Origin of the sequence: Streptomyces sp. NBC_01217, from assembly GCF_035994185.1 — a bacterium.
Classification (GTDB): Bacteria; Actinomycetota; Actinomycetes; order Streptomycetales; family Streptomycetaceae; genus Streptomyces.
In genome coordinates this window covers 1,022,403-1,047,755 of sequence record NZ_CP108538.1, presented here as the reverse complement: position 1 = coordinate 1,047,755, position 25,353 = coordinate 1,022,403, and the positions used below count along the sequence as shown (strand labels likewise).

Sequence of the window (25,353 nt, the reverse complement as noted above, 5' to 3'; positions counted from 1 at the left end):
TAGGTTGGCGGGGGAAAGTCGGGCAGCCGGACTCGCGATGGGGGCGAGCATGACCATGCTAAAGGGAACCAATGTTCCGGTGGCGGCTCAGGCCGTGCGGGTCGAATTGGGGTGGCGCACCTCCCCGGGGACACCGGATGTGGACGGCTCGGCGATCCTTCTCGTATCGGGAAAGGTGCGCAACGACGCGGACTTCGTCTTTTACAACCAGCCCTCCCACGCATCCGGTGCGGTACGCCACGAGGGCAAGCGGACCTCCGGCGACGGGGCGACGGACAGCCTCGCGGTGGATCTGGCGCGCATCGAGCCGGTCATCGAGCGTGTGGTCCTGGCGGCCTCCGCGGACGGCGGCACCTTCGGACAGGTGACGGGACTGTACGTACGGATCACGGACGTGGCGGACGGCTCGGAGATCGCGCGCTTCGACAGCGCGGACGCGACGGTGGAGACCGCATTCATTCTCGGGGAGCTCTACCGCCGCCAGGGCTCCTGGAAATTCCGCGCCGTCGGCCAGGGATACGGCACCGGCCTCGAAGGTCTCGCGACGGACTTCGGTATTTCCGTCGATGAGCCGCAGCAGTCCCAGCAGCCGCAACAGTCTCAGCCGTATCAGAAGCCCCTGCCGCCTCAACAGCCCCCGCACGGAACGCGGGTTGACCAGCTTCCGCCACCCCCGCCGGTGCTTTCGCCCGCACCGCCGACGGCGCCCCCGGCGCCTCCCGCACCTCCTGCCGCCCAGCCCGTCCGGCTGTCCAAGGTGACACTCACCAAGGACGCTCCATCGGTCTCCCTCGCCAAACAGGGCGGCACTTCGGGAACCCTCCGAGTCAATCTCAACTGGGAAGTGCGCAAACAGTTCAAGGGCTGGGGAAGCAAACTCGGCAGGGCGGTCGCCAACCACGCGGATCTCGATCTTGATCTCTGCGCCCTCTACGAACTCACCGACGGCCGCAAGGGAGTCGTGCAGGCCCTCGGAAACGCGTTCGGCGCACTCCGGCAGCCGCCGTATATCCATCTCGACGGAGACGACCGCACCGGGGCCGTCTCCACCGGTGAGAACCTCACGGTCAACCTCGACCAGAAGGGCAAGCTCCGTCGCGTCCTGATCTTCGTCACCATCTATGAGGGCGCCCGGAGTTTCGCCGATCTCCATGCCACTGTCACCCTCCAGCCGCAGCACGGTGCCCCGATCGACTTCTCACTGGACGAATGCACCGTGCCGTCCACCGTCTGCGCCCTCGCGCTCCTCACCAACAACGGGGGAGACCTCACGGTCCAGCGCGAGGCCCGCTATCTCGTACCCGAGCGCGGGGTGAGCCCGCAGCGCACCATCGACTACGCCTACGGATGGGGCATGAACTGGACACCCGGCCGTAAGTGACCCGGCACGAGTCCGGACGCCACCGCGGCCATGGCCCCACGGCCGGCTCCGCTCAGCGGTCCGGCGCGGCCTCGGGACGGGCGTATGTACGCCCCTTCCAGGCCGCGCCCCGGCCCCGGTGGTGCTGCACCGCCGAATCGACCGTCATCAGCAGATACAGCACCGCGGTGAACGGCAGCAGCGGCGCCAGCCAGAGCGACTGCCGGTAGTAGCCCAGCATCGGCATGTACGACCCGGCCATCACCGCCCACGCCAGCCCGCCCGCCCACGCAGCCACCGGCGCACCGCCCAGCAGCCCGGCGACGAGCGTGACCGGCGGCGCGAGATAGACCAGCGCGAGCCCCAGCACCGTCCCCAGGAGCAGCAGCGGACTGTGCCGCAACTGGGCGTACGCGCTCCGCGACACCATCCGCCACAGATCCGCCAGCCGCGGATACGGCCGCACGCTGTCCACCCGCTCCGCGAGCCCCAGCCAGATCCGCCCGCCACTGCGCTGCACCGCCCGCGCCAGCGACACATCGTCGATCACCGCCTGCCGGATCGACTCCGGCACCCGCGCCCGGTCCGCCGCCTCCGTCCGCAGCAGCACGCAGCCGCCGGCCGCCGCGGCCGTCCGGGCCCGCGCCCGGTTCACCCACCGGAACGGATAGAGCTGTGAGAAGAAGTAGACGAAGGCCGGCACGACCAGCCGCTCCCAGACACTCGACACCCGCAACCGGGCCATCTGCGAGACCATGTCGAAGCCGCCCGACTCGGCGGCGGCGACCAGCTCCCGCAGACTGTCCGGCTCATGGGCGATATCGGCGTCCGTGAGCAGCAGATACTCCGGTTCCCGGGCCCGGGCCAGCGAGATCCCGTGCCGCACGGCCCAGAGCTTGCCCGTCCAGCCCGGCTCCGGCTCACCGGGCGACACCACCGTCACGGGCAGGCCTCCGTGCCGTACGGACAGGGCCCGGGCGACATCTCCGGTGCCGTCCTTGCTGCAGTCGTCGACGAGGAAGATCTCCGCGGCCCCCGGATAGTCCTGCGCCAGCAGTGATGGCAGGCTCACCGGAAGCATGTCGGCCTCGTCACGTGCGGGCACGACGATCGCCACAAAGGGCCAGCGCTCCGGGGCCTCGCGGCGTGGCAGCCGCTGGTCGGTCCGCCAGAAGAACCCCTGTCCCAGCAGCAGCCACACCCATGCGGCCAGCGAACCCACGGCGATCCAGGCAACGGCGCTCATTCGCCGCAGTCTGCCCCACTGTGCCGGAACCGCAAGGGCGGTCGACTATGGTGACCGGGTGAAGATCGCGCTCATGGACTCCGGAATCGGCCTGCTCGCGGCGGCCGCCGCCGTACGCCGACTGAGGCCCGACGCCGATCTGGTGCTCTCCAGCGACCCCGGCAGCATGCCCTGGGGGCCGCGTACCCCCGAGGATGTCACCGCGCGCGCGCTGGCTGTGGCCCGCGCGGCCGCCGCTCACCGGCCCGACGCACTGATCGTCGCCTGCAACACGGCCTCCGTACACGCACTGCCGGCGCTCCGCGCCGAGCTGGAGCCGGCGTTGCCGGTCATCGGCACCGTTCCCGCGATCAAGCCGTCCGTCGCCGATGGCGGCCCCGTCGCGATCTGGGCGACGCCCGCCACCACGGGCAGCCCGTACCAGCGCGGTCTCATCCGGGAATTCGCCCGCTCCGTCGCCGTCACCGAGGTCCCATGCCCGGGTCTCGCCGACGCCGTGGAGCACGCGGACGAAGCGGCGATCGACCGGGCCATCGGGGCGGCCGCCGCACTCACCCCGCGCGATGTGCGAGCCGTGGTCCTGGGGTGCACCCATTACGAACTGGTCGCCGAACGCATCCGTGCGGCGGTGCGGCAGCCCGTTCTGCCTCCCGCCGCACTGCACGGCTCCGCCGGTGCCGTCGCCGCCCAGGCACTGCGCCGGATCGGGGCCGAACCCGCTCCGTCGGCCGAACCCACCGCGAGTCTCACCGTCCTCCTCGGCGGACGCACCGGCGACCTGCCACAGGCCGCTCTGGCCTACGCGGAAGGGCAGCTGCTGGGGGCCGTCAGCCCCGCCCGCTGACCCTGCGCGGGCCGTTGGACTCATCCCCGGCGTGCGGAATCCTGAGTACGCTGCTTGACATGAGGGACCACCCCCGAAAACCGAGGCACACCGGAGCAGACCCCCACTCCGACGTCTGGATCGGCCGGGCCACCAACCGGGCCCAGTGGGTACTCGCCGCCGGTGGCGCGGCCTGTCTGGCGCTCGGCATCCAGCTGGCCGTCACCTCCGACTGGGCCTCCGGAATCATTGCGCTGCTGATGGCCGTGACCGGTTGTGTCGCCGCCGGACTGCTCATGCTGTTCGGCACTCTCGCCTTCGTGAACGTGGCCGTCAGGGTCGACGGGGACGCCATCGAAGTGCGCTGCGGCCACTTGGGCCTGCCACGCCGCCGGATTCTGCTCACCCATGTGGTGGGTGCGGAGTTCGTACCCGAGGTCACCCCGCGCCAGTGGGGCGGCTGGGGCTGCCGCTGGCGCCCGGAGCAGGGCACGGCCGTGGTGGTCCGCAGGGGCGAGGGCCTGGTGCTCCGGCTCGGTGACGACAGGACGTTCACCATCACGGTCGACGACGCGGAAGCGGGCGTACGGTTCATCCGCGAGCGCCTGCATCTGCCGGCGACCGGCGCGCCCGCCGGGGCCTGATCGCAGGAGGCGGGCCGGGGGGCCCGGGACGGCTCAGAGCGGGGTGCGGTCCGTCGGCCGCGCGCGGCGGGCTCTGCCACGAGGACCATGGGCGGTCCCGCCCGCACCACGCGCCCCGTCCGCCCCCGTCGTACCGTCGCCGATGGGCCGCCGGGCCGATGCCAGCCCCGCGAGCAGCCCCGCCCCCGCGGTCACCGGCGTGAAGCTGAGGGCATTGCCGACGCTCGCCAGCACCGCGAGTGCGGCCAGCGCGGCCCCCGCAGTCAGAACGACGGCCGTGGTGCGGGGCGACCGCCACAGCACGTACAGCAGCCAGCCGAAGGCCGAGCCCAGCAGCACCACCCCGACCACCCCCTGCTCGGCCGCCTGCTGCAGCGGCGCCGAGTGCGGTCTGCCGTCGGAGCGGACGGTCTGCTCCACGGTCGGGCTCAGTTCGGCGAACCGCCCGGGGCCGACGCCCAGAACCGGATGCTCGTGGGCCAGCTCCAGCGCGTCCTGCCACAGCTGCACCCGGTTCGCGGTGAGCGGACCCTCCAGGGACACCATGAGGCCCTGGGGCAGAGTGTCCGCGGCGACCGCCCATGACATGCCGACGACGAGGCCGGTGGCCAGCGCGAGCCCGGCGAGACCGAGCAGCCGCTGCCGCATGCGGGCTGCGGCCAGCGAACAGAGCAGCACCCCGAGTGCCGCGGCGAATCCGGCCACCGAGCGCAGCTGCAGCGCGGCGCAGGCCGTACCGAACGCCAGCAGCCGCAGGGTGAACCGCAGCGGTGCCTGCCGGGCCGCCGCCGCCGCGCAGCACGCGGCGCCCGCTGCGAGCACCAGCAGTGCGGCGGCGGCCCCGGTGTGACCGGGCGCCGTGTCCACCGTGGCCGTGGCGCCCGGCATGCCATGGCGCGAGAGGAGGCCCATGAGGAGCGCCCCGACCGCGGCGACCGTGGCGGTCGCCACCGGCAGCAGCGTTCCGCAGATCCGTCCGCAGGCGAAGCCCGCGGCGACGGCGAGCAGAGCCAGCAGCACACCCTCCGGTCCGGTCTCGTGCCCGGCGGCGCTGATCAACGACCAGATCGCGCAGGCGGCGAGAATCACGGCCCCGGCCACGTCGGAGGCGTTGCCGCGTTCCCGCGTCCGGCCCCGCCCCGCTGGTGCAATCGTCACGCGCGCCCCCCGACCTGTGACCGTCCCGTACTCAACGGCCGGATCCGGCCGTTCGGCGGGGACTGGCGGACACGGTAACGGCAGCGGCCCGGATCTGTGCGGGAAAGTGACGAAACGATCCGGCACGCAGGGTTCCAGTACGCGGGCAGGACTGCCGGACACACAGCTGACCACCGTAGACTCCGCCGGGTGAGCGCCACCATCACCTCAGTCGACGAGCCTACGCAGCCTGCTTCCGTTCCCCGTGGGAGGCAGCTGAGGCTCGTTCGGCCCGCAGCAGCCGTGATCTCGGGCGTGCTGCTGTACCTGAGCTTCCCGCCCCGGCCCCTGTGGTGGCTGGTTCTGCCCGGTTTCGCGCTGCTCGGCTGGGTGCTGCACGAGCGCAGGCTGCGCGCCGCGTTCGGTCTCGGCCTCCTCGCGGGACTGGGCTTCATGCTGCCGCTGCTGAACTGGACGGGCGAGGAGGTCGGTCCGGTGCCGTGGCTGGCACTCGCCGCCGCCGAGGCGCTGTTCGTCGCGGTCGGCTGCGTCGGGATCGCCGCGGTGTCCCGCCTCGCCTGGTGGCCGGTGTGGGGCGCCGCTGTCTGGGCCCTGGACGAGGGGATCCGGGCCAGGGTGCCCTTCGGCGGCTTCCCCTGGGGCAAGATCGCGTTCGGACAGGCGGACAGCGTATTCCTGCCGCTCGCGGCCGTCGGCGGCACACCGCTGCTCTCGTTCGCGGTGGTGCTGTGCGGCTTCGGCCTCTTCGAAGCGGTGCGTTCCTTCCGTACGTACCGCAGCACCGGTCAGGTCCCCCGAGCCGCGGTCGCCGCCGCAGCTGTAACCGTCCTCGTACCCCTGGCCGGGGCGCTGGCCGCGCTGCCGCTCGTCGACGACTCGGCGCAGGACGGCACCGCGACCGTCGCGGCGATCCAGGGCAATGTGCCGCGCCTCGGACTCGACTTCAACTCCCAGCGCCGCGCCGTCCTCGACAACCACGTACGCCGTACCGAACAGCTCGCCCGCGAGGTGAAGGCGGGCAAGGTGCCGCAGCCCGACTTCGTCCTGTGGCCCGAGAACTCCTCCGACCTCGACCCCTACCGCAACGCGGACGCGCGGATCGTCATCGACGAGGCCGTGAAGGCCATCAACGCCCCCACCGTGGTCGGCGCGGTCGTCGAGCCCGACACCGGCAAGCTGCGCAACACCCTCATCCAGTGGGACCCGAACGGCGGCCCTGTCGCCACGTACGACAAGCGCCACATCCAGCCCTTCGGCGAGTACATGCCGATGCGTTCCGTCGCACGCGTCTTCAGCTCGGACGTCGACCGGGTGCAGCGCGACTTCGGACCGGGCAAGAAGGTCGGCGTCTTCGATCTGGCGGGCACCCGGGTGGGGCTTGTCACCTGCTACGAAGCCGCCTTCGACGACGCCGTACGGGACACCGTCGAGCACGGCAGCCAGCTGATCGCCGTACCCAGCAACAACGCCACCTTCGGACGCAGCGAGATGACCTATCAGCAGCTGGCCATGTCCAGGGTGCGGGCCGTCGAGCACAGCAGGTCCGTCGTCGTCCCCGTCACCAGCGGGGTCAGCGCGGTCATCCGCCCGGACGGGACGATCGTCCAGAAGACCAAGCTGTTCACCGCGGACGCACTCGTGGACGAGGTGCCGCTGAGGTCCTCGCTGACACCCGCGACGCGGATGGGCTCGCTCCCCGAAGGGGTGCTCGCACTGGTCGCGGTGGCGGGTCTCGGCTGGGTCCTCATGCGTTCGGTACGGCTCCGGCGGAGCCGCTGATCCGTCGCGCGCGCCACGTAGAGTCGGCTCATGGCTACTCCTGACTTCATCCGCGAGATCCGCGCCACCGCGGGCCACCAGCTGCTCCTGCTGCCGGGCGTCACCGCCGTGGTCTTCGACGACGAGGGAAGAGTGCTGCTCGGGCGCCGCGCCGACACCGGCCAGTGGGCGGTCATCGGCGGTATCAGCGAGCCGGGTGAGCAGCCGGCGAGGACGGCGGAGCGCGAGGTGTACGAGGAGACCGCCGTGCACTGTGTGGCGGAGCGTGTGGTGCTCACCCAGGCTCTGGAACCGGTGGAGTACGCCAATGGCGACCGCTGCCAGTATCTGGACGTCACCTTCCGCTGCCGGGCGACCGGCGGCGAGGCGCGCGTCAATGACGACGAGTCTCTGGAGGTGGGCTGGTTCCCGGTGGACGCGCTGCCGCCGTTGACCGAGTTCGGTCTCTTCCGGATCAAGCAGTCGCTGACCGACGAACCCACCTGGTTCGAACCCACTCCTCAGCACTGACACACGCCGCTCGCCGGACGGGACCGGTTTCCCGGCCCGTCCGGCGAGTTCGGCAGGTACGGCAGGTACGGCTCAGACGGTACGGGCGTCGGCGGACAGCGCCGCGGGTGCGTCCGCCTCCGCGGTGGCTCCCTCGATGTCCGCGAGATCCCGGTCCCTGGTCTCCTTGGCGCAGGCGACCGCCAGGACGGTGATGAGCGCCGCGGCGATCACGTACAGCGAGATCAGTGTCGAGCTGTGGTACTTCTCCAGCAGCGCGGTGGCGATGAGCGGCGCCGGGGCACCGGCCGCGACCGACGAGAACTGGGCACCGATCGATGCACCCGAGTACCGCATCCGGGTCGCGAACATCTCCGAGAAGAAGGCCGCTTGGGGTGCGTACATCGCGCCGTGGAAGATGAGTCCGACCGTGACGGCGAGCAGCAGGCTTGCGAAGCTGCTGCTGTCGATCAGCGCGAAGAACGGGAACATCCACAGCCCCACACCGACCGCCCCGACCAGATAGATGGGTTTGCGGCCGAACCGGTCCGACAGCGCGCCCCACACCGGGATGACCGCGAAGTGGACGGCGGAGGCGATGAGCACGGCGTTCAGCGCCGTCTGCCTGTTCAGGTCCGCGGCCGTCGTCGCGTACACGAGGATGAACGCGGTGATCACGTAGTAGCTGATGTTCTCCGCCATCCTGGCGCCCATGGCGATGAGCACATCGCGCCAGTGGTGGCGAAGGACGGCGACGAGAGGCATCTTCTCGGCCGCCGAGGCGACCGCCTTGCGTCCCTCGGCCTGTGCCAGCGCGGCCTTGAACACCGGCGATTCATCGACAGAGAGACGAATCCACAGGCCGACGATCACCAGTACGCCCGAGAGCAGGAACGGGATGCGCCAGCCCCAGGCTTCGAAGGCGGAGTCCGACATCAGCGCGGTGAGCGCGGCGAGCACCCCGGTGGCGAGCAACTGCCCGGCCGGCGCACCTGTTTGCGGCCAGGAGGCCCAGAACCCGCGCCGCTTGGCGTCCCCGTGTTCCGACACCAGCAGCACAGCCCCGCCCCACTCACCACCGAGGGCGAAGCCCTGCACCAGACGCAGGACGGTGAGCAGTACGGGGGCGGCTGCCCCGACCGTGGCATGCGTGGGCAGCAGCCCGATGGCGAACGTCGCTCCGCCCATCATCAGCAGACTGAGCACCAGCAGCTTCTTGCGGCCCAGCCGGTCGCCGAAGTGCCCGAACACCAGGGCTCCGAGCGGCCGGGCGGCGAAGCCGATCGCGTAGGTGAGGAAGGAGAGGAGCGTGCCGACGAGCGGGTCGGACTCCGGGAAGAACAGCTTGTTGAAGACCAGCGCGGCAGCTGACCCGTACAGGAAGAAGTCGTACCACTCGATGGTGGTCCCTATGAGACTTGCGGCGACGATCCGGCGGAGGTTCGACGGTGCTGGTGGGGAGGTTGCTGGGGCGGCCATGGGTACCACTTCCGGATGTTTGGCGGGGACGTTGCTGTGTCGCCATACCGTAGGAAGGGCCAGGTCAGGGGCGTATGTGGCGGGACACCATAGTTCCGGTGCGCAGTGTGCGGGCTGCCGCTACGGGGAGGGGGTGCGGGTCTGTCTCCGCATGGTGGGGTGGGGAGGCCGCGCAGGGGAGGGCTGTCCGGGTTGCACTGTTCGGCATATTTCGCGAGGGCAGTGCTGACTCCTGCGCCGACTTGGTGCTGACTGCGTTGTGTTGTAATCGGGCAATTCGGTGCGGAGTGGGCGGCTGGCAGTCGACGGAGCCTTGGGCTGCTCACCGAACAGGCTCGTTGCGGAGCTGCGTCGCGGTGGACCGGCCGGGGGTGGCCGTGAGAGGTGTCAGGCGGCTGGGCCGGCGCTGCCGGGGTCATTGGGGTGGGATTGCAGCGGGGTGATGGCCGCGGTCATCCAGGGCCACAGCGGCAGGGTGCCGAGCACCTTCTCCCGTAGCCCGGATTCGTCGTCGGCGCGCCACAGGCCGATGCTGCGCACCTCTCCGACAGGGCGCCACAGGCGTACGAGGTGCCCGTCGGCCGCGAGTTCTCCGGCGCGTACGGATTCCGCGGCGCGGATCCGGTCGACCTCGGCCGGGTCGGTGCCTTCGGGAACGGTCGTGGTGAGCTCGACGAGGAATTCACGCATGGTCTTTCTCCAATGCAGCCGAGGCGCCATGGACGCCGACGATCGAGGGGAGTGCGGGTGACAGGGCAGCGTCAGTCCTGGGTGATGACCCGGGAGACGTGATACTGGCGGATCTTCCAGTCGTCGTACTCGCGGTGCAGGACGAGGGACAGGTGGACCTTGGCCTCCCAGCCGTCCGCACCGCTGAAGGTGATGTCGGCGAAGCCGCCGGCGACCTGGTCGTCGAGGGTGTAGGTGTGAAGGACCGTCACATCGGCCCGCCGGTCGGCGTCGACTGCCTCGTAGTACGCGCGTACCGCGTCCCGGCCGACCACAACTGTCGGTCCGAAGCCCTGGAAGAGCGCGTCCGGGGTGTACAACTGCGCGATCACGTCCGGCTGGTGGTTGTCGAAGGCAGCCTTCCACCGGTCGAGCACTTCTTGCATGGGGTGAGTCATGGTCCTGGTCCTCTTTCTTGTTCGGCAACGGCTCTCGTAGTTCATGGGGCTGGTCCCGGCCCCGACCCGGCATCGCCAGGCGTCGGGCAGTCCGGCCACCTTCTGCACCTCGGGTCGGTCGGGTCATGCAGAGCGGGGTACCGAGGGGCACCGAATCGCTGCAGGTGTCGGTGAAGTGGAGGCCAATGGTGAAGCCACGGGAAACTCCTCATCCCGTCCTTTGCGGGGCGGTGGCGTCGGCCCAGGGTGCCCGGCGGGGTCAGTGCCCGGCGGTCTGCCCACCGTCGACGGGCAGGATCGCACCGGTGACGAATGGGGCGTTTTCCAGGTAGAGCACCGCGTCGGCGATGTCGCTGATCTCGCCCATGCGGCCCACGGGGTGCAGTTCGGCGAGCGCGGCGTGGTACTGCTCCGGGTGCATGGGCGTCTTGATCGTGCCCAGGGCGACCGCGTTGGAGCGGATCCCCCGGGAGGCGTACTCGATGGCCAGAGCCTTGGTGGCGGCCTGGAGGCCGCCCTTGGACAGGGAGGCGAGTACGGAGGGCACGTTGGAGTTGGGGTGCTCGACGAGGCTGGTCGTGATCTGCACGATGTGTCCGCCACCCTGCTTGAGCATCTGCTCGATCACGAGCTGGCTGATGCGGAAGAAGCCGTTGACGTTCACCCCCATCACCTTGTCGTAATCGTCTTCGGTGAACTCGGTGAACGGCTTGGAGACGAAGACGCCGGCGTTGTTGACGAGCGTGTCGATGCGGCCGAACCGCTCCAGGCCCGCCGCGATGACGTGCTCGGCGGTGGCGCGGTCGGCGATGTCCCCCCGGATGGTGAGAATGTCGGCGTCACTGGACTCCTCCATGCTGCGCGAGGTGGCGACGACGGCGTAGCCCAGCTTGCGGTAGGCGGTGACGAGCCCTGCGCCGATGCCCTGCGATGCGCCGGTGATGACGGCGACCTTCTGTCCCTGAGTATTCATGACGGCCTCTCGTGGATGGTGGAAGCGGTGCTAGCCGACCGGTCATATAAAAGTAGACGACCGGTCGACACCGGTCAATGTGGAACGCTCTCGTTCGTGGCGAGACGGAGGGTGCACTGGGTGGCCTTGTTGTTTGTAGACCGGTCGTCTACATTTCTACTAGACCGGTCGGCTACTACTTCCGACCCTTCCGCTCACCCATGAATGGAAACCATGACCGTGACCACTCCCGTGAACGTCGCAATCGTCTACTACTCCTCCACCGGCACCATCACCGAGATCGCCAGGGAACTGCGCGATGCCGCGGTCAAGGCCGGCGCCGAAGTCCGCCTGGTGAAGGCGGCGGAGCTCGCTCCCTGGGAAGCCATTCAGTCGAACCCGGCGTGGGCCGCCAACCATGCCGCCACGGTCGACATCCCGGAGGCGTCCGTGGACGACATCGAGTGGGCCGACGCGGTTCTGTTCGGCACCGCGACGCGCTTCGGCAATCTGTCCGCCCAGCTCAAGCAGTTCATGGACACCCTTGGAGGCCTCTGGGCGCAGGGCAAGCTGGCCGACAAGGTCTACAGCGGCTTCACGTCGTCCGCGACCGCCCACGCAGGGCAGGAGACGACACTCCAGGCGTTGTACACCTCGGTCCACCACTTCGGAGGCATCGTCGTCGCTCCGGGATTCACCGACCCGGTCAAGTTCCTGGACGGCAACCCCTACGGCACCTCCCACGTGGACGGGCAGGGCACCCTGCCAGTGAACGACACCACGCGCGCCGCCGCGCGCCATCAGGCGGAGCGCGTCGTGAAGATCGCCGCGAACCTGAAGGCTGCCGCGTAGCAGGACGGGTTCTTCCCCTACGCGCAGGTCGGCGCCGCTGCTCGCAGCGGCGCCGACCTGCGGTCGTATCCGGCGGAAGTGCTAGATGACCGGTTTGCTTACCCAGTAGTCGAATGGTCGTATACTGAAGCCATGGGACGGACGAGCGATGCCAGGGGCAAGATTCTCAGTGCTGCGCAGTCTTTGATCGAACTGCGGGGATACTCGGCGCTGGGCGTGGCGGAGATCTGCAAGACGGCTGCTGTGCCCAAGGGCAGCTTCTACTACTTCTTCGAGTCCAAGGAAGTCTTGGCGCTGGCCGTGCTCGATGAGCAGTGGGCTACTCAGCGACGCGAATGGGATCGCGCTCTGCGGAGCGACCAGGAGCCCCTGCTGCGGCTCCGGCAGCTCTTCGAGGAGACCGCTGCCGCCCAGCGCGCAGGACAGGCGACGTGCGGAACCGTGTCCGGGTGCATGTTCGGCAACCTCACGCTGGAGCTGAGCAACCAGACGGAGGCCATCCGGGAGCGTCTGCAGGAGATCTTCGATGCCCAGGTCGACTTGGTGGAAGAGGTGATCGCGGCAGCCGCGGAGCGCGGTGATGTGACGGTCGCCGATGTTCGTGAGGCCGCCCGTTCCGTCGTCGCGCAGTTGGAGGGGCAGGTGTTGTTCGCGAAGCTCTACAACAACACCGCTCAGCTCGATGCCCTCTGGTCGAACTGCCTCGCTCTTCTGGGAGCGCGCGCCCCCGAACCGGGTGTGGCTGCAGTCTGACCGGGGTCGCTCGGTACCGGCTGCGAACCCTGGACGGAGCGGGGTATGTGCCGGCGCGGACCTCGACTCCCACCCCTTGGCCTTCGAGAGGCCAAGGGGTGAGAGTCGTTCGGAGGGCCGGGCCGGCGTCACGCGAACTTGACGTCCTCGATGTCGATTGTGACGAGTTCGATGTCGCGCACCACCACACCTCCCTCTCCGAGCGGGTGGACGCGGCGCCTGGTGGGGACCACGATCCCGCCGAACTCCGCGTGATCGAAGGTGTAGTGCGCGGCCGGTCCGGCGTTGAGGACCTCCGCGGTGTAGTCGTGCCTGCGGAGCAGTCCGTCCTTGTCGAAGTAGAAGACCTGCTCCCGGCTGTGCGTCGCAAGGTTCTCGGGGAACGTGACCTTGAGCCGGGCCCACGTCTCGCCCCCCTCGGTCACAGCGGGCAGCTCCTCGGTTCGGAAACCGGGGGAGGTGAAAGTGAAGGGTGACGTCAGGTACGTCCACATCGCGTAACCGGCGAAGTAGGCGACGTGCAGGTCGTCCCAAGGGGTTTCGAGGGTGTGACCCGCAAAGGCGTCCCGGGGTGACCGGCGCTCGGCCTGCACCTCGCCGGAGTCGTTCTCCACGGCCACGCGCTCGGCGGTGAAGGAGGTGCGCAGGCCCGGTGCGGTGAAGGGGTAGTGGCTCGCGTGCTGTCGATGCAGGTCGACTCGCACGGCAGCGCGGTCGAAGACGCCCTCCTGCCCTTTCACCGCCCACAGCGCCCCTGCGGAGCGGAAGTCGACCGTGACCGACTCGTACTGCGAGTAGCGGTCCATGCCGCCGTGTGCCGTTATGACCTTGGCCGTGAGATCACTCATGGTGCTGTTCTCCTGTGTGGTGATGGGGGTCGCTTGCCTCTCATAATGACCGGTCGTCTTAAGCGGAGCAAGCTGCGCCTCTGCGCTTCCCCTCACGTGGGTGCGCTAGTGTCTCGTGATCCTGTTCATGTCAGTTCGAGTTGTTATTAACGAGTTTCTTCACGTTGGTCGCGACGAGTCGGACCTTCGCGAGGACCTCGCCGGCGGTCGCGGTCCAAGTGAACGGTTTCGCTGTCGTGTTCCAGGAGTTGATGTAGTCGCGGATCTGTTTGATCAGGACGTTGACGCTGGAGAACGTGCCGCGGCGGATGGACTGCCGGGTCAGGATTCCGAACCAGATCTCGATCTGGTTCAGCCACGAGGAACCGACGGGAGTGAAATGGAAGTGGACTTGCGGGTTCTTGACCAGCCACTCCTTGACCTCCGGGGTGGTGTGCGTCGAGAGGTTGTCCAGGACGACATGGATGTCCTTCCCGGCGTGCGGTTTCACCGCCTTCTTCAAGAAGGCCAGGAAATCCTTGCCGTTCCGGGTCGGCCTGCACTCGCCGAGCACTTCACCAGTGGTGACGTTCAGGGCGGCGAACAGGTTCGTGGTGCCGTGCCGGACGTAGTCGGCGGTGCGCTTCTCGCTCGCCGCGAAGGCGACCGGCAGCACCGGCTGGGTCCGGTCCAGCGCCTGGATCTGCGTCTTCTCGTCGATCGAGAGGACCACCGCGCCGCCCGGCGGGGCCAGATACAGGCCGATCACGTCGGCCACCTTCTCCGCGAACGCGGGATCTTTGGAAATCTTGAAGGTGCCGGACCGGTGCGGCTTCAGGCTTTCCTCCCGCCAGACGCGCGCGATGTAGTGCCAGGACACGGTGATGTTCTCGGCCCGCTCCAGATACTTCGCCAACTCCCGCGTGGACCAGCGCGAAAGCCCCGTGCCGTCCGGCGGCGTCATGCGCGTCAGCGCGATCACCCGGGCCCGCACCCGCGCCGGCACCTGTTCCCGCGCGCCACCGGGACGCTCACCTTCCAGCCCGGCCAGGCCCTGCTCGGCATAGCGGATCTTCCAGCGGTCCACGGTCGGCAGCGACACCCCGAGCAGCTCCGCAATGTCCTTGCGCCGACGCCCCTCACTCGACCACAGCACGATCCGGCCCCGCGTTGCTATGTCCGCAGGAACGTCCCGACTGTTCACCAACTCCCGCAACTCGGCGGCCTGTTCCACGGAGATCTCCACACCAAGAGACCCTGCCATACAAGATCAAGTAACGCTGACGGAATCACGAGACACTAGCTGCTGACATCAGCCGCCGTCCAATAGGGGGCGGTCTGCTATCGTCGAATGTGACCGATCGTCTTACTGGGAGAACTGAGGAGGTTCAGCGGTGCCCAGAGCGAGCCTGCGGGAGAATCTCATCGCTGCGGCGGTCGAGCGGTTTCATGCTCGTGGCTACGCGGCCACGGGGGTGAAGGACATCACCGATGCCGCCGGCGCCCCCAAGGGGTCCTTCTACAACCACTTCCCGAGCAAGGAAGCCCTGGCCGTTGTCGCGCTGGACCGGTACGGCGCCACCCGGGGGTTGGAGAGGTTGCATGACCGGTCGGTCGCTCCGCTGACCCGGCTGCGTGAGCACTTCGAGTTTCTGCGCGACGAGAACATCGAGACAGAATTCAACCGGGGCTGCCTCGTGGGTGACCTCGCCGTCGAGGTCGCCGATCACAGCGATGCGGTCCGTGCGACGGTGCGCGACAGTTTCCAGGCCTGGGCCGACGCTCTGGCCTGCGCCATCACGGATGCCCAGCAATCCGGTGAGGTGGCGAAGACGCTGGAGGCGTCCACCTTGGCGCGCTTCGTGCTGAGCGCGTGGGAAGGCTCACTGACCAGCGCTCGGGCCGACCGTTCGGCTCGCTCGTTCGAGGCGTTCTTCACGGTCGTCTTCGGTGTCTTGCTGCGGTGAGTCGCGGGCCTCGGCCGCCTGCCCGCCCCCAGGTTCGGCTCGCGCCGGATTCACCTGCCACTGAGCGGCTCGGGGTCGTCGCCGGCATACGGGAGGACCGGCGTTTCGCGCCGCTCCGCCTCGTGGGCCGGTTTCCAGACTGCTCTGGCGATACGCCCGACGAGGCCATTCGCCGTGGCCGGCACCTCAGCCCTCCGGTGCGTAGAACACCGCGGTGGGCATGACCACTGTGCGCAGATGGGCGAAAATCGGTCGCAGTACGCGGTCCACTACGAGTGAGTTTCGTCCGGTGCCGCCGGTGGCGACGATCAGCGCCGGTGTGGCCTCCAGTGCCGTGCCTTCGAGGCAGTCGAAGAACATCCTGCGCGCAGGAGGGCCTGCTTCTGCACGCGAGTGCGATGCCGTTGCGGATGTCCTGGCCGTTCGGGCTCGGGAGCCGCGCTGCGGGCGGTCGGGCGCTTACGGGTGCGAGTACAGGGTGACGGTGGCCGTGCGGCGCAGGAATTCCTCGGCCCGGGCCCATGGCCAGCCGTTGTCGACCACGAGCGAGCGCCAGCCGGACGGGCCGAACCAGAACCACAGCGCGTCCGCCGTCTCCTGCTCTCCGTAGAGAGGCGCAGGGCTCAAGGTGTGGAGGTGGTGCGCGGCCGTCGTCAGGGCGTCCCGGTAGGCCGCCGTGGCTCGCTCCCACAGGGCCGCACCGTTCTCATGAACCGGCCACGCCTTGTGGATCGCCTCGTGTACGGGGAAGTGTCCTTCGTTGCCCGCTCGTGTGCCCCGGGCGAGTGTGTCCAGGACCGCCTCGGGTGTCCGCAGGCTGAGCAGGTGCCGTACCGCCCGCTCGTGGCCGGACGCGGACACGCCCTGGTCCACGATCCGGTCCAGGATGTCGCCCTTGCTGCCGACGCTCGCGAACACCGTCTTGGGGGAGACGCCGGCGGCGGACGCGATGTCTGCGACGGTCACGAGTCCGTAGCCGCGGTTCGCGAACAGCTCGGTGGCCCGCTGGAGGATCTGCTCGCGGGTTCGCGCGGCGGACTGTTCGCGCAACGGGGAGACATAGGAGCGCTTGGAGGGCATCACTCCATCCTAGGTTTTCCTTGATGACCTAATGATTAGGTACGCTACTACTCGAATTGAGGGCCATCCGCGTCGCGCGGGTCGCCCGTGACGAGAGGTGTGACCGATCATGGGGATGAGCGCTGCTGAACTTGCGCAGGGGCTCTTCCGCGTTCTCGAAACCGGGGACGCGGATCTGGCCGCCGATGTGGTCGCGGCGGACTTCCGCAACCGTGAAGCGGCCGTGGCACCCTCGCCCTGCTCGATCCCGGGCCCCGCGGGAGTGCTTGCCTCGGGGGCCTGGATGCGCTCCGCCTTCGGTGAGCTGCGCTTCCCGATCGTGGAGACGGCCGGCAACGACCGGCAGGTGTGGGTCCGGCTGCGCATGCTGGGACGCCACACGGGTCCCTTCGTGCGCTTCCGCGACGGCTCGCTCGACCAGGCCGTCCCCGCAACAGGACGTGAGATCGACTTCGAGCAGATCCACGTCCTTGATCTGCGCGAGGGCAAGGTGGTCGGCCACGAGGCGGTGCGCGACGACATCACCATGCTGGGACAGATCGGCGTCTTTCCACCCGCTCCGGCCACCGCGCTGCGCATGGTCGCCTGGAAGCTGACCGGGCGTGCCGCTCGCGCCGCCGTCCATGTCACGGCGCAGGCGGCCGAGGCGGCCGCCCTCATGGAGCGAAGCCGCTGAACTGGACGCCCGCTCCGCACGGACGATCGCGGCAGGTACCCCTCCCGCGCTCGTGACTGCCCGACCTGCGGTCGGCGTCGGTCGGGCCCGAAGCTCGGCCGGAGCCTCGGAACCAGCCGGCTCTGTAGGTGATCAGCATTCCTGCGAACACCGCCATCGTGCCCAGGGCGGCCTGCGCTGCCCGCCGCGTACACAAGAATCAGGGCCGGAGACGGCAAGCTCCTCACCGCAGTAGGCGTCACCGTGCCGAGCGTCATGGCTGTACGGACGACGACGTCGACCATCACCAGTCGAGCAGGTGGCTGCCGTGTGACGCATCACCGTCTTGACCGGTGATGATGGAGGTGTGACCATCGGCTGTACGGAGTCGTCAGGCTCTGTGTGCGAGTACCGGGTACCGGGCGGCATACCGTCGGCCGAGCACCGTCGACCACACGAAGCGGCTGCCACCCACCGTGGGGCCCCACTGCATGGAGGAGACGTCGAAATGGGAGACCAGGCCAAGTCCGAGGACCCGGCGCAGGAAGTCCGGCATCAGCGGTTCGGCACGTTGCCGGAGCGCATCCGCCTGGAAGACATGACCGAAGAGCGGCCGGCCGTCTCGCACGATCCGATGAGAGAGGCGTACGACGCCGACGAGTGGCTGGTGCGCGTCTGCCTCTGAAGTCATCCGGGACCGCGACCCGCCTGATCCTCGTACGTCACTGTCCACGGCGCGCGAGGACCGAACCATCTCCCTTCCCCCAGGAGTCCCAGTGAAGATCCGGAGAACCCTGACCGCCGTTGTGTCCGTGACGGCCGCCGCGGTGATCGCCTGCGGCTGCTTCCTCCAGGCGTTCTGACGGTCGAGCGCGCCTGCGCATGGCGCGGGGGGTAGAGCCCGCATCGGGGCCGAAATGTGGCTCTGGAGGGCATGTCGCGTGACGGACGACCGGTCCGCCGTCTTCCACCGGGACTTGCCTAGCTGTTGAGAGACAGCGGCCGCCAAGGCGCTCGCCCTTGATCGAAGAGTGTCGCTGCAGCCAATGCCGTGCCGTGGGATCACGGGTCTGCGGCTTCAGAGCGTGTGGCTTCTCGCGGCGAGGTCCGATGCGGTCTCCTCCAGCGCGGCCCGGTGCCCGAAGAGGCCGGGAAGGCCGCCCGTGTGGAGGAAGACCGTGCGTCGGCCGGGAACGATGTGTCCATCCTTCACGGCTGCGATCAGGCCGGCCATGGCCCGACCGGTGTAAACGGGGTCGAGCACGACGCCCTCCGTGCGGGCCGTCCGGTTGACGGCCGCCACGACCGGTTCGGTCAGCGCGCCGTAGCCCTGGCCGACCTGGTCCAGTCGCAGCCGAAGCGAGCTCGGCGGGTGTGCCGTGCCGGACAGATCGGAGACGAACGCGGCCACGATCTCCGCCGGTTCGGTCACGGCGCCGCAGTGGACACCCAGGACCCGTTCGGTGCCGAGCGCGTGGACCAGTCCGGCCATGGTGCCGCCGGAACCCAGGGCCACCACGACGGTGTCCAGATCCGGGGCCTGGGCGAGCAACTCGCCTCCGCACACCGTGTAGCCGCGGGCGCCGAGCACGCTGGAGCCGCCGAAGGGGATCAGCGCCGGTACGGCCCCGTCGGACCGCAGCCGCGCGGCCACGTCCTCGGCGGCGGCGCTGAGGGCGTCGCCATCGATATCACCAGCCCAGACGACGGTGGCGCCGAACAGGGCGTCCAGGGCGAGGTTGCCGCGTGTCGGCATATCGGCAGTGCCCGCCAGAACCAGCACGGTCCGCAGCCCCAGGCGGGCGCCCGCGGCGGCGGTCAGCCGGGCGTGGTTGCTCTGCGGGGCGCCGGTGGTCACGAGGTGGGTCGCCCCGTCGGCGAGGGCTGCCCCGCAGAGCCACTCAAGCTTGCGGATCTTGTTGCCCCCGCCGCCCAGGCCGGTGAGGTCGTCGCGTTTGATCCAGAGATCGTCCGCGTCGAGGCCGAGTTCCTTGGCGAGTCGTGGCATGGGCTCCAATGGAGTGGGCCAGGTGCCGAGCGTAACGGGCCGGGGGCCGTCGCTTGGGGAGGTCATGATTACATGATCGCATTCGGCACCTGTCGCGTGCCGCGTCGTCGTCGCTCCTTGCCCTTCCCCCTCCTGGCACCGCCTCGCAACGATCTCACCACTCGTGCGACGGACGATGTGTTGCGTGGCTGTTCGTCATCGGTACGGCGCGGAGCCGCGCGCCCGGCTGTGTAATCCATACCGAACAAGCAGTGCAAATCGGTTGGTGGAGCAGGCTCAGGTCGCCACCTTCTGGAGGGCCGCGGCCAGCTTCTTGAGGTCCAGGCCGGCCAGATGATCGAGGAAATACCGGCGCACGGCGGCCAGATTGGTCGGCCACGCCTCTTTCAGACGCCGGAAGCCGGCGTCCGTGAGGGCCGCGTTCCAGCCGCGGGCGTCCTCTGCGCACCGGACTCGCTGAACGAAACCCAGGCTCTCCAGTCGGTGCACGACACGAGTGGTGCCGCTGAGCGACATCTCGCAGACTTCGGCGAGATCGCTCATCCGCAGCTGCCGACCGGGTGCCTCGGAGAGGTGCATCAGGGCCAGGTACTCGGTGCTGGGCAGCCGCTGCTCCCGCACCATGTCGGCGTCGATTGCGCGAGGCAGCGCGTGAATGAGGCGCGGAAGGGCCCGGACGACGGCCTCTTCCTCGGGGCTCAGGGGGTTCGGTTCAGCTGTGGCCGGTGCTGGCTGTGCGGTCGGCATGGGGGCAATGCTTGCATGGTGAAGCAACCAGGCAAAGTTGCAGTGCGAAGCACTGAAGTCCCGACAGCCGGGATCACCTTCAGGTCGGCCGTGCTGTCGGCCGCCGGAGCGGAGGGTGCCACCCCGTACTCCGGGCAGACGGATGCCGGCTGCCCGGCGGGCCCGTTTGAGCATGCCCGCGCCGGACGCCCCACACTCCGGACGCCAATCGGTGGAGAATCCACCCGGTGGGCTCCGCGGTAGCGTGGCGATACCTCGTTCCGGCCCACAGATTGATCCGCTCGGCATCGTTCGCCGCCGTTGCGGCGCCGCACATCGGGCTGGTCAAGTGGTGCAGGGCCGGGTAGCCGTGCGGTGCCAGGCCGCCGTACCGGTCGACGAAGTCATTGCGCAGTGCTCGCGCCGGTCGGCCGGTGAACGCCCGCGTCACCACACCGAAAGCGCCTCCGTCACGGTCTCCGGGGTCGCGATGCCGCCCGCGGCGACGAGCGGCAGGGACACGTCGCTCCGTACGGGCGGGGCGGGTCGAGGCAGCGGCGGTTCGCCCGGCCCGACGAACCACGTGATCCCGCGCCTGGCCATGAGGAGATCCCCACCTGCCGACAGCGGCTCGGTGTCCTGGTGGGCGGGGGAGTGATGGACAAGCGACCCCATTTCGACTCTTGCTTGACTCGTCAATTAAATGATATGAAGTTGCTCGCCGAAGCAAGCTTTCGGCTTCACCTTACGGAAGGTCCCTCATGACCAAGATCGGTATCATCATCGGCAGCACTCGGCCGGGTCGTAACGGCGAGGCCGTGGCCCGCTGGGTGCACGAAGTCGCTGTTCAGCGCACCGACGCACAGTTTGAGATCGTCGATCTGCTGGACTACAAGCTTCCCCTCCTGGACGAGGCGTACCCGCCGTCCCTGGGCAACTACACCCAGCCCCACACCCTGGCCTGGGCCGAGAAGATCGCTTCCCTGGACGGCTTCATCGTCGTGACGCCGGAGTACAACCGCTCCGTGCCCGGCGCGCTGAAGAACGCGATCGACTTCCTCTATGCCGAATGGAACAACAAGGCCGTCGGCTTCGTCGGCTACGGCTCGGTCGGCGGCGCCCGTGCCGTGGAGCACTTGCGCGGCATCGCGGGAGAGCTCCAGATGGCCGACGTCCGCTCCCAGGTGGCGCTCTCCCTCTTCACCGACTTCGAGAACTTCACCACCTTCAAGCCGGCCGACAACCAGCGCGACACCCTCGTGACCACCCTGGATCAGGTTGTCGCCTGGTCCACGGCCCTGGCTCCGCTGCGCGCCAACTGAAGACCGCGGCCTGCCCGTGGGCCTGGCGGCCGTCCCCTCCTCCGCCCTGCGGGCAGGGCTCGTAGGGCGGAGGGCCCGGCCGAGCCTGCTGCTGGCCTCGCTGTGCGTACAGGCCATGGGAATCGTCCTGAGCCGCGGCCGGACCGGGAGGCCGTCGGCGACCGGTCCCAGGTGCCTCACTCGCCAGGGTCCGGCCTCTCCGCGACTCCGATGCCGAGGTGCCGTGTATTTGACCGGCGACTCCGTACTCAGTCAGCCGAGGCGATGCGCTCCAGGGCCTTGGCGGCGGCGGCGATGTCACAGCCTTCGAGGCGGGAGAAGATGTGCCGCCGCACGCTCGCGAGATTCGTGGGCCATGCCTGCTTCAAGCACGTCCAGCCGTCACTGGTGAGGACCGCGAGCCAGGCCCGTCCGTCGTCCAAAGATTTCTCGCGGAGCACGAACGACTGAGCCTCCAGGCGTTTCACGATTCGGGTCACGCCGCTCAAGGACAGCCCGCACGCATTGGCGAGCTCACTCATACGCATGTGGTTCTGCGGTGCCTCGGAGAGATGAACCAGCACCATGTATTCGCTGCCGGTGATCGGCTGATCCGCGGCCATGTCGGCGTCGACGACGCGCGGCAGGTATGTCATTACCCGGCCAAGAGCGCGGAGGAACGCTTCCTCATCCTGATTGAGGGGCTTGATCGCCGCCGTGTCTGCCATGGGCACAGTCTAATTGGCTACAACCGACCGCTTGTCCGGTCCTCGTCAGTTGCCACCGGAAGCGCCCGGCAGGTCACCGGCTCGACACTGGCGGGGCGCCGGCCGATTGAGGGGTGGGCGTCGGTTGTCCGGCGGGTCGGATGTGCGCGGCGGGTGGAGGTCAGGGGGCAGATGGCGGCGTCCGGTCCGGGGTTTGCATTTTCACTTATCACCGGTCAGAGTGGTGACGTGAATCATGCATTTCCCTGCGGGACGCTCTTCCTCGACTTCGTCGGAACGCTGCGCGCACGCCGCAACGAGGCGCCGAGGGAAATGCTCGCACGCCCTGAATCGCTCGGCGACTGGTTCGTGGAGTCCGGCATGCTCGACGAGACTCCCGGCGTCGACGAGGCCGACCTCGCGACCGCCCTGGATCTGCGAGAGGCCATCTACGCGGTGGTCGCGTCGCGTCTGGCCGGCGAACCCCTGCCTGCCGCGGCGCTCGCCGAGGTGAACCGGCAGGCGGCAGGCCTGCCGGTGCGGGTGCAGCTGGGCGCCGACGGCAGGCGTCGCCGCACAGGTTCCGTTGCCCAGGGTCTCGCGGTCCTGGCCCGGGAGACCGTGGAGATCCTCGGGGGAGTGGAGGGCGCGCTGCTGCGCGAGTGCTCCCGCCCGGAGTGCACCCAGGTCTATTTCGACCGCTCGCGCGGCCCCCGGCGGGAATGGTGCTCCATGAAGACCTGCGGCAACCGGGTCAAGGCCGCCGCCTACCGGGCCCGTCAGCGCAGCACGGAGAGCTGAGCCGTCCTGCGCGTACTCGGGCGGTTCCGGGTGCGCATGGTGAGGCGGTCGCTGTCGTGGCGGGGAAGCGGGCGACGGCGACCACCTCGATGAGACATCGGCACCCGGTCGTGCGTCCTCTCCTCGGCCGTGTCCTCGGGCCCGATGCGCTCGGGCAGCTTGCCGAACTGTGCGTGAGGTGTGGCTGCCACGGTGTCGATGATGTCGGCGTTGTTGACCAGGATTCCCTCATGGGTGGTGTCGCGCCGCCGGCTGCGGGTCGGTGAAGACCACCCGGGTACCGCCGTACAGTCGGCCTCAAGGGGCTCGCCCAGGATGTCGGCCGCGACGACGCGGGGGAGTGCCCGTCGCAGGGCCGCCTACAGGACCTTCAGCAGTTCGACCGCCAGGGCCGCGGCCGACGCGGGGTTCTGCCCCGTGTACAGGTTGCGGTCCACGATCGTGTACGGCTTCCACATCTCGCCGCGGACGAAGTCCACGCCGAGCGTTTTCAACTCGTCCTCCAGCAGCCACCGCGCCCGGGAAGCCAGCCCGACAGCGTCCTCCTCGTCGTTGGTGAAGGCGGTGATCCGGTAGCCGGCGAAGGGGGAGACGCTGTGGAACCTGGTGGACAGCATCGCTGCCGGTGCGTGGCAGACGACGGCGAGAGGCTTGCCCGAACCGAGCGCCGCAGCAAGCAGCCGGCCCGCGTCGGGGTTCTCCCAAAGGTCCTCCATGGGACCGTGGCCGCCGGGGAAGTAGACGGCGTCGTAGTCCTCCAGGCGAGCGTTCGACAGCTGTATCGGCCGCCGCATCTCCTCCGCGGAGCGGATGATCTCCTCCAGTTCGAGGGCGGTCTCGGCACTGCCGGCCATGTCGGGGCGCAGGCTCATCATGTCCACGGTCGGAACCACGCCGTTGGGGGTCGCCACCGTGACCTGGTGGCCGGCATCCGTGAACGCCTTGTAGGGGGCCGCGAACTCCTCGGCCCAGTAACCGGTCGCGTGCCTGGTGCCGTCCTTGAGCGTCCAGTAAGAGGCTCCGGTCATCACAAACAGTAGCTTCGCCGCCATGTCCACTCCTGCCATTGCTGCAATCGAGGAGGGCGTCCGCGTCCGCGGACGGCTGCCTCGACCCATGCTGCTCGTGTCGGCCGCATGTCGCATCCGCGGGAGACCCCGGTCGGTCACGGGCGCGGGTGAACGGAACACATCTGTCCACGGTCGGTCACGCGTGTGTGCGGGGGTGCGCGCAGTGTGCAGTGCACGGCGGCAGCCGGCGGCGCCCCGTGGCAGTCGTCTCCACGTCCCGCCGCCGGCAGGGTTGTCGTGGGCCAGACGTGGAGTGAGCACGGGGCCAAGGGCGGTCGTGCGACGAACTGCTGCCGTACTTTCAGCGCACCGAGACAGGGCTGAGCGGCGGCGACCCCTTGGCCGACCTGGTCCATCGGTCGGCGTCCCGCGGTTGCGGCCCCCAGCCGCGGAAGCCTGAAGGCCCCTTCTGCGGATCCCCGCGCAACGCTTCATATCCGCCCGGACCAGCGGCTCGTGTCATGTGGCAGATGTGATGCGTCCGGGCACCTGTGCCTGGGCGAACAGGGCGATGGCGGCCACGTGGTGGCCGACCTTCGCCCCGGACATCTCCTCGAACCAGTTGCCGGCGTGCCTCGGAGGACGTATGTGCAGTTCCGGCCGCAGTACGACGGAGCACCGGAATGGCTCGGAACGTCAGGGACGCAGGTCCACCCAAGAGCCGTGCGCCGCGGTCCGCAGCAGCGCTTTGCCGGGTTCGCAGGGACAGAAGGAGCTTTCCCCGCCGAGCAGCTCACGCTCCACGATCTCCGCGCGGAGCCCGGCGGTGCGGGTACGGTCGGCCACGTTCTCGCCGACCGGGCCGGCGCCGAAGACGACCACATGGCACGCCGCCCCGCTGCGGGGTCCGGTCCCCGGTTCTGGTGTCGACTCGCCGTCAGCGTCCGGGAAGGCGCGTGGTCACTTCCTGAAGCACCCACCCGTTGCCGTCCGGGTCGCTGAACGCGGCGAACGAGCTGTAGCTGGCGCGCGTCGGGTGCGGACCGCTGACCCGGCCCTCCTCCGTGCCGCGGTGGAAGACCCCGCCGGCGTCGTGGAAGACCTCGCCCATGTCGATGCCGCGGGCGACGAGGTCGGCGTGGGCCTCCTCGATGTCGTCCACGATGAGGTGCAGCCCTTGCACCGACCCCGGTGCGGCCGTGGTGACACCGGTGCCGAAGAGGATCGAGCTCTGTGAGCCGGGAGGGGTCAGGTGCACCACCCGGTAGCTGTCGTCGGCGATGTAGTCGACGTCCAGGCGAAAGCCGAGCGCCCCGTAGAAGGCCTTGGCCCGGTCGACGTCGGAAACAGGCAGCACCACAACTTCGAGTTTCAGGTCCATTGCGCTTTCGATCTCCTGGCCGGAGGTGTCGCGTTGATGTACGTCACCTGTGGAAGTGATGATGAGCTTGGCGGTTCCCTCATCACCTGTCAAGCAGGTTACGGCGTGGTCGTCGATTCCTTTGCGCGGGGCTCCCGGTGCCCGGATGGTCGGGCAGTCGGCCGGTCGGATGACGTACCCCGACGTGCGCGAGGCACGTGTGCGTCGTCTGGCCGTGCGTGCGAGACG

30 protein-coding genes and 1 pseudogene are annotated in these 25,353 nt (G+C 69.1%); 12 read left to right on the top strand and 19 right to left on the bottom strand.

Going from position 1 to position 25,353, the window contains the following annotated elements; genetic code table 11:
- The first annotated feature begins 37 nt into the window (after nucleotides 1–37).
- On the top strand, nucleotides 38–1,381 hold the full coding sequence (locus OG507_RS04335; protein WP_327365791.1) for a TerD family protein: 1,344 nt from the start codon (nucleotides 38–40) through the stop codon (nucleotides 1,379–1,381).
- 52 nt (nucleotides 1,382–1,433) lie between these two features.
- Here the strand turns inward: OG507_RS04335 and OG507_RS04330 are convergent, their stop codons facing one another.
- Entirely contained in the window at nucleotides 1,434–2,606 is a 1,173-nt protein-coding gene (locus tag OG507_RS04330) for a glycosyltransferase (RefSeq protein WP_327365790.1), read from the bottom strand.
- 58 nt (nucleotides 2,607–2,664) lie between these two features.
- On the opposite strand from OG507_RS04330, the gene OG507_RS04325 reads away from it, so the two are divergent.
- Complete coding sequence (locus tag OG507_RS04325; RefSeq protein WP_327365789.1) at nucleotides 2,665–3,450, top strand: glutamate racemase; 786 nt, start codon at nucleotides 2,665–2,667, stop codon at nucleotides 3,448–3,450.
- 59 nt (nucleotides 3,451–3,509) lie between these two features.
- Complete coding sequence (locus OG507_RS04320; protein ID WP_327365788.1) at nucleotides 3,510–4,073, top strand: hypothetical protein; 564 nt, start codon at nucleotides 3,510–3,512, stop codon at nucleotides 4,071–4,073.
- 33 nt (nucleotides 4,074–4,106) lie between these two features.
- Here OG507_RS04320 and OG507_RS04315 read toward each other — a convergent pair whose 3' ends face one another.
- Nucleotides 4,107–5,231, bottom strand: coding sequence for an O-antigen ligase family protein (locus OG507_RS04315; RefSeq protein ID WP_442810940.1), 1,125 nt, complete (start codon nucleotides 5,229–5,231; stop codon nucleotides 4,107–4,109).
- A 189-nt stretch (nucleotides 5,232–5,420) separates the two neighbouring features.
- Between OG507_RS04315 and lnt the strand changes: the two genes are divergently transcribed.
- Together lnt and OG507_RS04305 are read left to right on the top strand one after the other, a co-directional pair.
- Nucleotides 5,421–7,010, top strand: a complete 1,590-nt coding sequence (gene lnt, locus OG507_RS04310; protein ID WP_327365787.1) for an apolipoprotein N-acyltransferase — start codon at nucleotides 5,421–5,423, stop codon at nucleotides 7,008–7,010.
- A 30-nt stretch (nucleotides 7,011–7,040) separates the two neighbouring features.
- On the top strand, nucleotides 7,041–7,520 hold the full coding sequence (locus OG507_RS04305; protein WP_327365786.1) for an NUDIX hydrolase: 480 nt from the start codon (nucleotides 7,041–7,043) through the stop codon (nucleotides 7,518–7,520).
- A gap of 72 nt (nucleotides 7,521–7,592) precedes the next feature.
- Here OG507_RS04305 and OG507_RS04300 read toward each other — a convergent pair whose 3' ends face one another.
- The 4 genes from OG507_RS04300 to OG507_RS04285 form a co-directional block, all read right to left on the bottom strand.
- Entirely contained in the window at nucleotides 7,593–8,978 is a 1,386-nt protein-coding gene (locus tag OG507_RS04300) for an MFS transporter (RefSeq protein ID WP_327365784.1), read from the bottom strand.
- A gap of 387 nt (nucleotides 8,979–9,365) precedes the next feature.
- Nucleotides 9,366–9,668 carry a muconolactone Delta-isomerase family protein gene (locus OG507_RS04295; protein ID WP_327365783.1) on the bottom strand — a complete coding sequence of 101 codons (303 nt, stop codon included), beginning with the start codon at nucleotides 9,666–9,668 and terminating at the stop codon, nucleotides 9,366–9,368.
- 71 nt (nucleotides 9,669–9,739) lie between these two features.
- On the bottom strand, nucleotides 9,740–10,105 hold the full coding sequence (locus OG507_RS04290) for a YybH family protein (RefSeq protein WP_327365782.1): 366 nt from the start codon (nucleotides 10,103–10,105) through the stop codon (nucleotides 9,740–9,742).
- Nucleotides 10,106–10,364: 259 nt separating this feature from the next.
- On the bottom strand, nucleotides 10,365–11,078 hold the full coding sequence (locus OG507_RS04285; protein ID WP_327365781.1) for an SDR family NAD(P)-dependent oxidoreductase: 714 nt from the start codon (nucleotides 11,076–11,078) through the stop codon (nucleotides 10,365–10,367).
- Between the two features lie 219 nt (nucleotides 11,079–11,297).
- Between OG507_RS04285 and wrbA the strand changes: the two genes are divergently transcribed.
- Both wrbA and OG507_RS04275 read left to right on the top strand, forming a co-directional pair.
- Complete coding sequence (gene wrbA, locus OG507_RS04280) at nucleotides 11,298–11,909, top strand: NAD(P)H:quinone oxidoreductase (RefSeq protein ID WP_327365780.1); 612 nt, start codon at nucleotides 11,298–11,300, stop codon at nucleotides 11,907–11,909.
- A 132-nt stretch (nucleotides 11,910–12,041) separates the two neighbouring features.
- Complete coding sequence (locus OG507_RS04275; RefSeq protein WP_327365779.1) at nucleotides 12,042–12,662, top strand: TetR/AcrR family transcriptional regulator; 621 nt, start codon at nucleotides 12,042–12,044, stop codon at nucleotides 12,660–12,662.
- A gap of 128 nt (nucleotides 12,663–12,790) precedes the next feature.
- On the opposite strand, the gene OG507_RS04270 is transcribed toward OG507_RS04275, so the two are convergent.
- Nucleotides 12,791–13,510: a hypothetical protein gene (locus OG507_RS04270; RefSeq protein WP_327365778.1), complete on the bottom strand. Its 720-nt coding sequence runs from the start codon at nucleotides 13,508–13,510 to the stop codon at nucleotides 12,791–12,793.
- Between the two features lie 130 nt (nucleotides 13,511–13,640).
- Nucleotides 13,641–14,753 (bottom strand): IS630 family transposase, encoded by a 1,113-nt coding sequence (locus OG507_RS04265; protein WP_327365137.1) that lies wholly within the window; start codon nucleotides 14,751–14,753, stop codon nucleotides 13,641–13,643.
- A 130-nt stretch (nucleotides 14,754–14,883) separates the two neighbouring features.
- Here OG507_RS04265 and OG507_RS04260 point away from each other — a divergent pair, with 130 nt between their 5' ends.
- Nucleotides 14,884–15,456 carry a TetR/AcrR family transcriptional regulator gene (locus tag OG507_RS04260; RefSeq protein ID WP_327365777.1) on the top strand — a complete coding sequence of 191 codons (573 nt, stop codon included), beginning with the start codon at nucleotides 14,884–14,886 and terminating at the stop codon, nucleotides 15,454–15,456.
- A gap of 186 nt (nucleotides 15,457–15,642) precedes the next feature.
- Here OG507_RS04260 and OG507_RS04255 read toward each other — a convergent pair whose 3' ends face one another.
- Together OG507_RS04255 and OG507_RS04250 are read right to left on the bottom strand one after the other, a co-directional pair.
- Nucleotides 15,643–15,816 (bottom strand): NAD(P)H-dependent oxidoreductase, encoded by a 174-nt coding sequence (locus OG507_RS04255; protein ID WP_327365776.1) that lies wholly within the window; start codon nucleotides 15,814–15,816, stop codon nucleotides 15,643–15,645.
- A gap of 99 nt (nucleotides 15,817–15,915) precedes the next feature.
- Nucleotides 15,916–16,536, bottom strand: coding sequence for a TetR/AcrR family transcriptional regulator (locus OG507_RS04250; protein ID WP_327365774.1), 621 nt, complete (start codon nucleotides 16,534–16,536; stop codon nucleotides 15,916–15,918).
- A 115-nt stretch (nucleotides 16,537–16,651) separates the two neighbouring features.
- On the opposite strand from OG507_RS04250, the gene OG507_RS04245 reads away from it, so the two are divergent.
- Nucleotides 16,652–17,212 carry an ester cyclase gene (locus tag OG507_RS04245; protein WP_327365773.1) on the top strand — a complete coding sequence of 187 codons (561 nt, stop codon included), beginning with the start codon at nucleotides 16,652–16,654 and terminating at the stop codon, nucleotides 17,210–17,212.
- A 487-nt stretch (nucleotides 17,213–17,699) separates the two neighbouring features.
- A complete protein-coding gene (locus OG507_RS04235) occupies nucleotides 17,700–17,876 on the top strand; it encodes a hypothetical protein (protein ID WP_327365772.1) in 177 nt (58 codons plus the stop codon).
- Nucleotides 17,877–18,269: 393 nt separating this feature from the next.
- Here the strand turns inward: OG507_RS04235 and OG507_RS04230 are convergent, their stop codons facing one another.
- The 4 genes from OG507_RS04230 to OG507_RS04215 all read right to left on the bottom strand — a co-directional run bounded on the left by OG507_RS04230 (nucleotide 18,270) and on the right by OG507_RS04215 (nucleotide 20,600).
- On the bottom strand, nucleotides 18,270–19,265 hold the full coding sequence (locus OG507_RS04230; RefSeq protein WP_327365771.1) for a D-cysteine desulfhydrase family protein: 996 nt from the start codon (nucleotides 19,263–19,265) through the stop codon (nucleotides 18,270–18,272).
- Between the two features lie 210 nt (nucleotides 19,266–19,475).
- Complete coding sequence (locus OG507_RS04225; RefSeq protein ID WP_327365770.1) at nucleotides 19,476–19,946, bottom strand: MarR family winged helix-turn-helix transcriptional regulator; 471 nt, start codon at nucleotides 19,944–19,946, stop codon at nucleotides 19,476–19,478.
- Between the two features lie 79 nt (nucleotides 19,947–20,025).
- Nucleotides 20,026–20,376 (bottom strand): nitronate monooxygenase, encoded by a 351-nt coding sequence (locus tag OG507_RS04220; protein WP_327371859.1) that lies wholly within the window; start codon nucleotides 20,374–20,376, stop codon nucleotides 20,026–20,028.
- Nucleotides 20,373–20,600: a hypothetical protein gene (locus tag OG507_RS04215; protein WP_327365769.1), complete on the bottom strand. Its 228-nt coding sequence runs from the start codon at nucleotides 20,598–20,600 to the stop codon at nucleotides 20,373–20,375. The genes OG507_RS04220 and OG507_RS04215 overlap by 4 nt, the downstream gene beginning before the upstream one ends.
- A gap of 86 nt (nucleotides 20,601–20,686) precedes the next feature.
- Between OG507_RS04215 and OG507_RS04210 the strand changes: the two genes are divergently transcribed.
- Nucleotides 20,687–21,247 (top strand): NADPH-dependent FMN reductase, encoded by a 561-nt coding sequence (locus OG507_RS04210; protein ID WP_327365768.1) that lies wholly within the window; start codon nucleotides 20,687–20,689, stop codon nucleotides 21,245–21,247.
- A 248-nt stretch (nucleotides 21,248–21,495) separates the two neighbouring features.
- Here OG507_RS04210 and OG507_RS04200 read toward each other — a convergent pair whose 3' ends face one another.
- Nucleotides 21,496–21,954 carry a MarR family winged helix-turn-helix transcriptional regulator gene (locus tag OG507_RS04200; protein ID WP_327365767.1) on the bottom strand — a complete coding sequence of 153 codons (459 nt, stop codon included), beginning with the start codon at nucleotides 21,952–21,954 and terminating at the stop codon, nucleotides 21,496–21,498.
- A gap of 228 nt (nucleotides 21,955–22,182) precedes the next feature.
- Here OG507_RS04200 and OG507_RS04195 point away from each other — a divergent pair, with 228 nt between their 5' ends.
- Nucleotides 22,183–22,734 (top strand): CGNR zinc finger domain-containing protein, encoded by a 552-nt coding sequence (locus OG507_RS04195; RefSeq protein ID WP_327365766.1) that lies wholly within the window; start codon nucleotides 22,183–22,185, stop codon nucleotides 22,732–22,734.
- Here OG507_RS04195 and OG507_RS04190 read toward each other — a convergent pair.
- The 4 genes and pseudogenes from OG507_RS04190 to OG507_RS04175 all read right to left on the bottom strand — a co-directional run bounded on the left by OG507_RS04190 (nucleotide 22,713) and on the right by OG507_RS04175 (nucleotide 25,125).
- The gene (locus OG507_RS04190) at nucleotides 22,713–22,925 is read right to left on the bottom strand and encodes a hypothetical protein (RefSeq protein WP_327365765.1); all 213 of its coding nucleotides are present in this window, start codon (nucleotides 22,923–22,925) and stop codon (nucleotides 22,713–22,715) included. The two genes, OG507_RS04195 and OG507_RS04190, sit on opposite strands and share 22 nt — an antisense overlap.
- A 168-nt stretch (nucleotides 22,926–23,093) precedes the next feature.
- Nucleotides 23,094–23,786, bottom strand: a complete 693-nt coding sequence (locus OG507_RS04185) for a type 1 glutamine amidotransferase domain-containing protein (protein ID WP_327365764.1) — start codon at nucleotides 23,784–23,786, stop codon at nucleotides 23,094–23,096.
- A 693-nt stretch (nucleotides 23,787–24,479) separates the two neighbouring features.
- Nucleotides 24,480–24,626 (bottom strand): annotated as a pseudogene (locus OG507_RS04180) (pyridine nucleotide-disulfide oxidoreductase); the annotation flags it as partial.
- A 55-nt stretch (nucleotides 24,627–24,681) separates the two neighbouring features.
- Nucleotides 24,682–25,125, bottom strand: a complete 444-nt coding sequence (locus OG507_RS04175) for a VOC family protein (protein WP_327371858.1) — start codon at nucleotides 25,123–25,125, stop codon at nucleotides 24,682–24,684.
- Nucleotides 25,126–25,353: the final 228 nt, after the last annotated feature.

Bases quoted from the DNA above. Each gene is read 5' to 3' on its own strand.
- OG507_RS04330 (WP_327365790.1), bottom strand. From the start codon at position 2,606: ATGAGCGCCGTTGCCTGGATCGCCGTGGGTTCGCTGGCCGCATGGGTG.
- OG507_RS04200 (WP_327365767.1), bottom strand. From the start codon at position 21,954: ATGGCAGACACGGCGGCGATCAAGCCCCTCAATCAGGATGAGGAAGCG.
- OG507_RS04300 (WP_327365784.1), bottom strand. From the start codon at position 8,978: ATGGCCGCCCCAGCAACCTCCCCACCAGCACCGTCGAACCTCCGCCGG.
- OG507_RS04175 (WP_327371858.1), bottom strand. From the start codon at position 25,125: ATGGACCTGAAACTCGAAGTTGTGGTGCTGCCTGTTTCCGACGTCGAC.
- OG507_RS04335 (WP_327365791.1), top strand. From the start codon at position 38: ATGGGGGCGAGCATGACCATGCTAAAGGGAACCAATGTTCCGGTGGCG.
- OG507_RS04270 (WP_327365778.1), bottom strand. From the start codon at position 13,510: ATGAGTGATCTCACGGCCAAGGTCATAACGGCACACGGCGGCATGGAC.
- OG507_RS04255 (WP_327365776.1), bottom strand. From the start codon at position 15,816: ATGTTCTTCGACTGCCTCGAAGGCACGGCACTGGAGGCCACACCGGCG.
- OG507_RS04275 (WP_327365779.1), top strand. From the start codon at position 12,042: ATGGGACGGACGAGCGATGCCAGGGGCAAGATTCTCAGTGCTGCGCAG.
- OG507_RS04305 (WP_327365786.1), top strand. From the start codon at position 7,041: ATGGCTACTCCTGACTTCATCCGCGAGATCCGCGCCACCGCGGGCCAC.
- OG507_RS04230 (WP_327365771.1), bottom strand. From the start codon at position 19,265: ATGACCTCCCCAAGCGACGGCCCCCGGCCCGTTACGCTCGGCACCTGG.
- OG507_RS04285 (WP_327365781.1), bottom strand. From the start codon at position 11,078: ATGAATACTCAGGGACAGAAGGTCGCCGTCATCACCGGCGCATCGCAG.
- OG507_RS04215 (WP_327365769.1), bottom strand. From the start codon at position 20,600: ATGGGGTCGCTTGTCCATCACTCCCCCGCCCACCAGGACACCGAGCCG.
- OG507_RS04250 (WP_327365774.1), bottom strand. From the start codon at position 16,536: ATGCCCTCCAAGCGCTCCTATGTCTCCCCGTTGCGCGAACAGTCCGCC.
- OG507_RS04290 (WP_327365782.1), bottom strand. From the start codon at position 10,105: ATGACTCACCCCATGCAAGAAGTGCTCGACCGGTGGAAGGCTGCCTTC.
- OG507_RS04235 (WP_327365772.1), top strand. From the start codon at position 17,700: ATGGGAGACCAGGCCAAGTCCGAGGACCCGGCGCAGGAAGTCCGGCAT.
- OG507_RS04320 (WP_327365788.1), top strand. From the start codon at position 3,510: ATGAGGGACCACCCCCGAAAACCGAGGCACACCGGAGCAGACCCCCAC.
- OG507_RS04295 (WP_327365783.1), bottom strand. From the start codon at position 9,668: ATGCGTGAATTCCTCGTCGAGCTCACCACGACCGTTCCCGAAGGCACC.
- OG507_RS04185 (WP_327365764.1), bottom strand. From the start codon at position 23,786: ATGGCGGCGAAGCTACTGTTTGTGATGACCGGAGCCTCTTACTGGACG.
- OG507_RS04245 (WP_327365773.1), top strand. From the start codon at position 16,652: ATGAGCGCTGCTGAACTTGCGCAGGGGCTCTTCCGCGTTCTCGAAACC.
- OG507_RS04210 (WP_327365768.1), top strand. From the start codon at position 20,687: ATGACCAAGATCGGTATCATCATCGGCAGCACTCGGCCGGGTCGTAAC.
- OG507_RS04225 (WP_327365770.1), bottom strand. From the start codon at position 19,946: ATGCCGACCGCACAGCCAGCACCGGCCACAGCTGAACCGAACCCCCTG.
- OG507_RS04265 (WP_327365137.1), bottom strand. From the start codon at position 14,753: ATGGCAGGGTCTCTTGGTGTGGAGATCTCCGTGGAACAGGCCGCCGAG.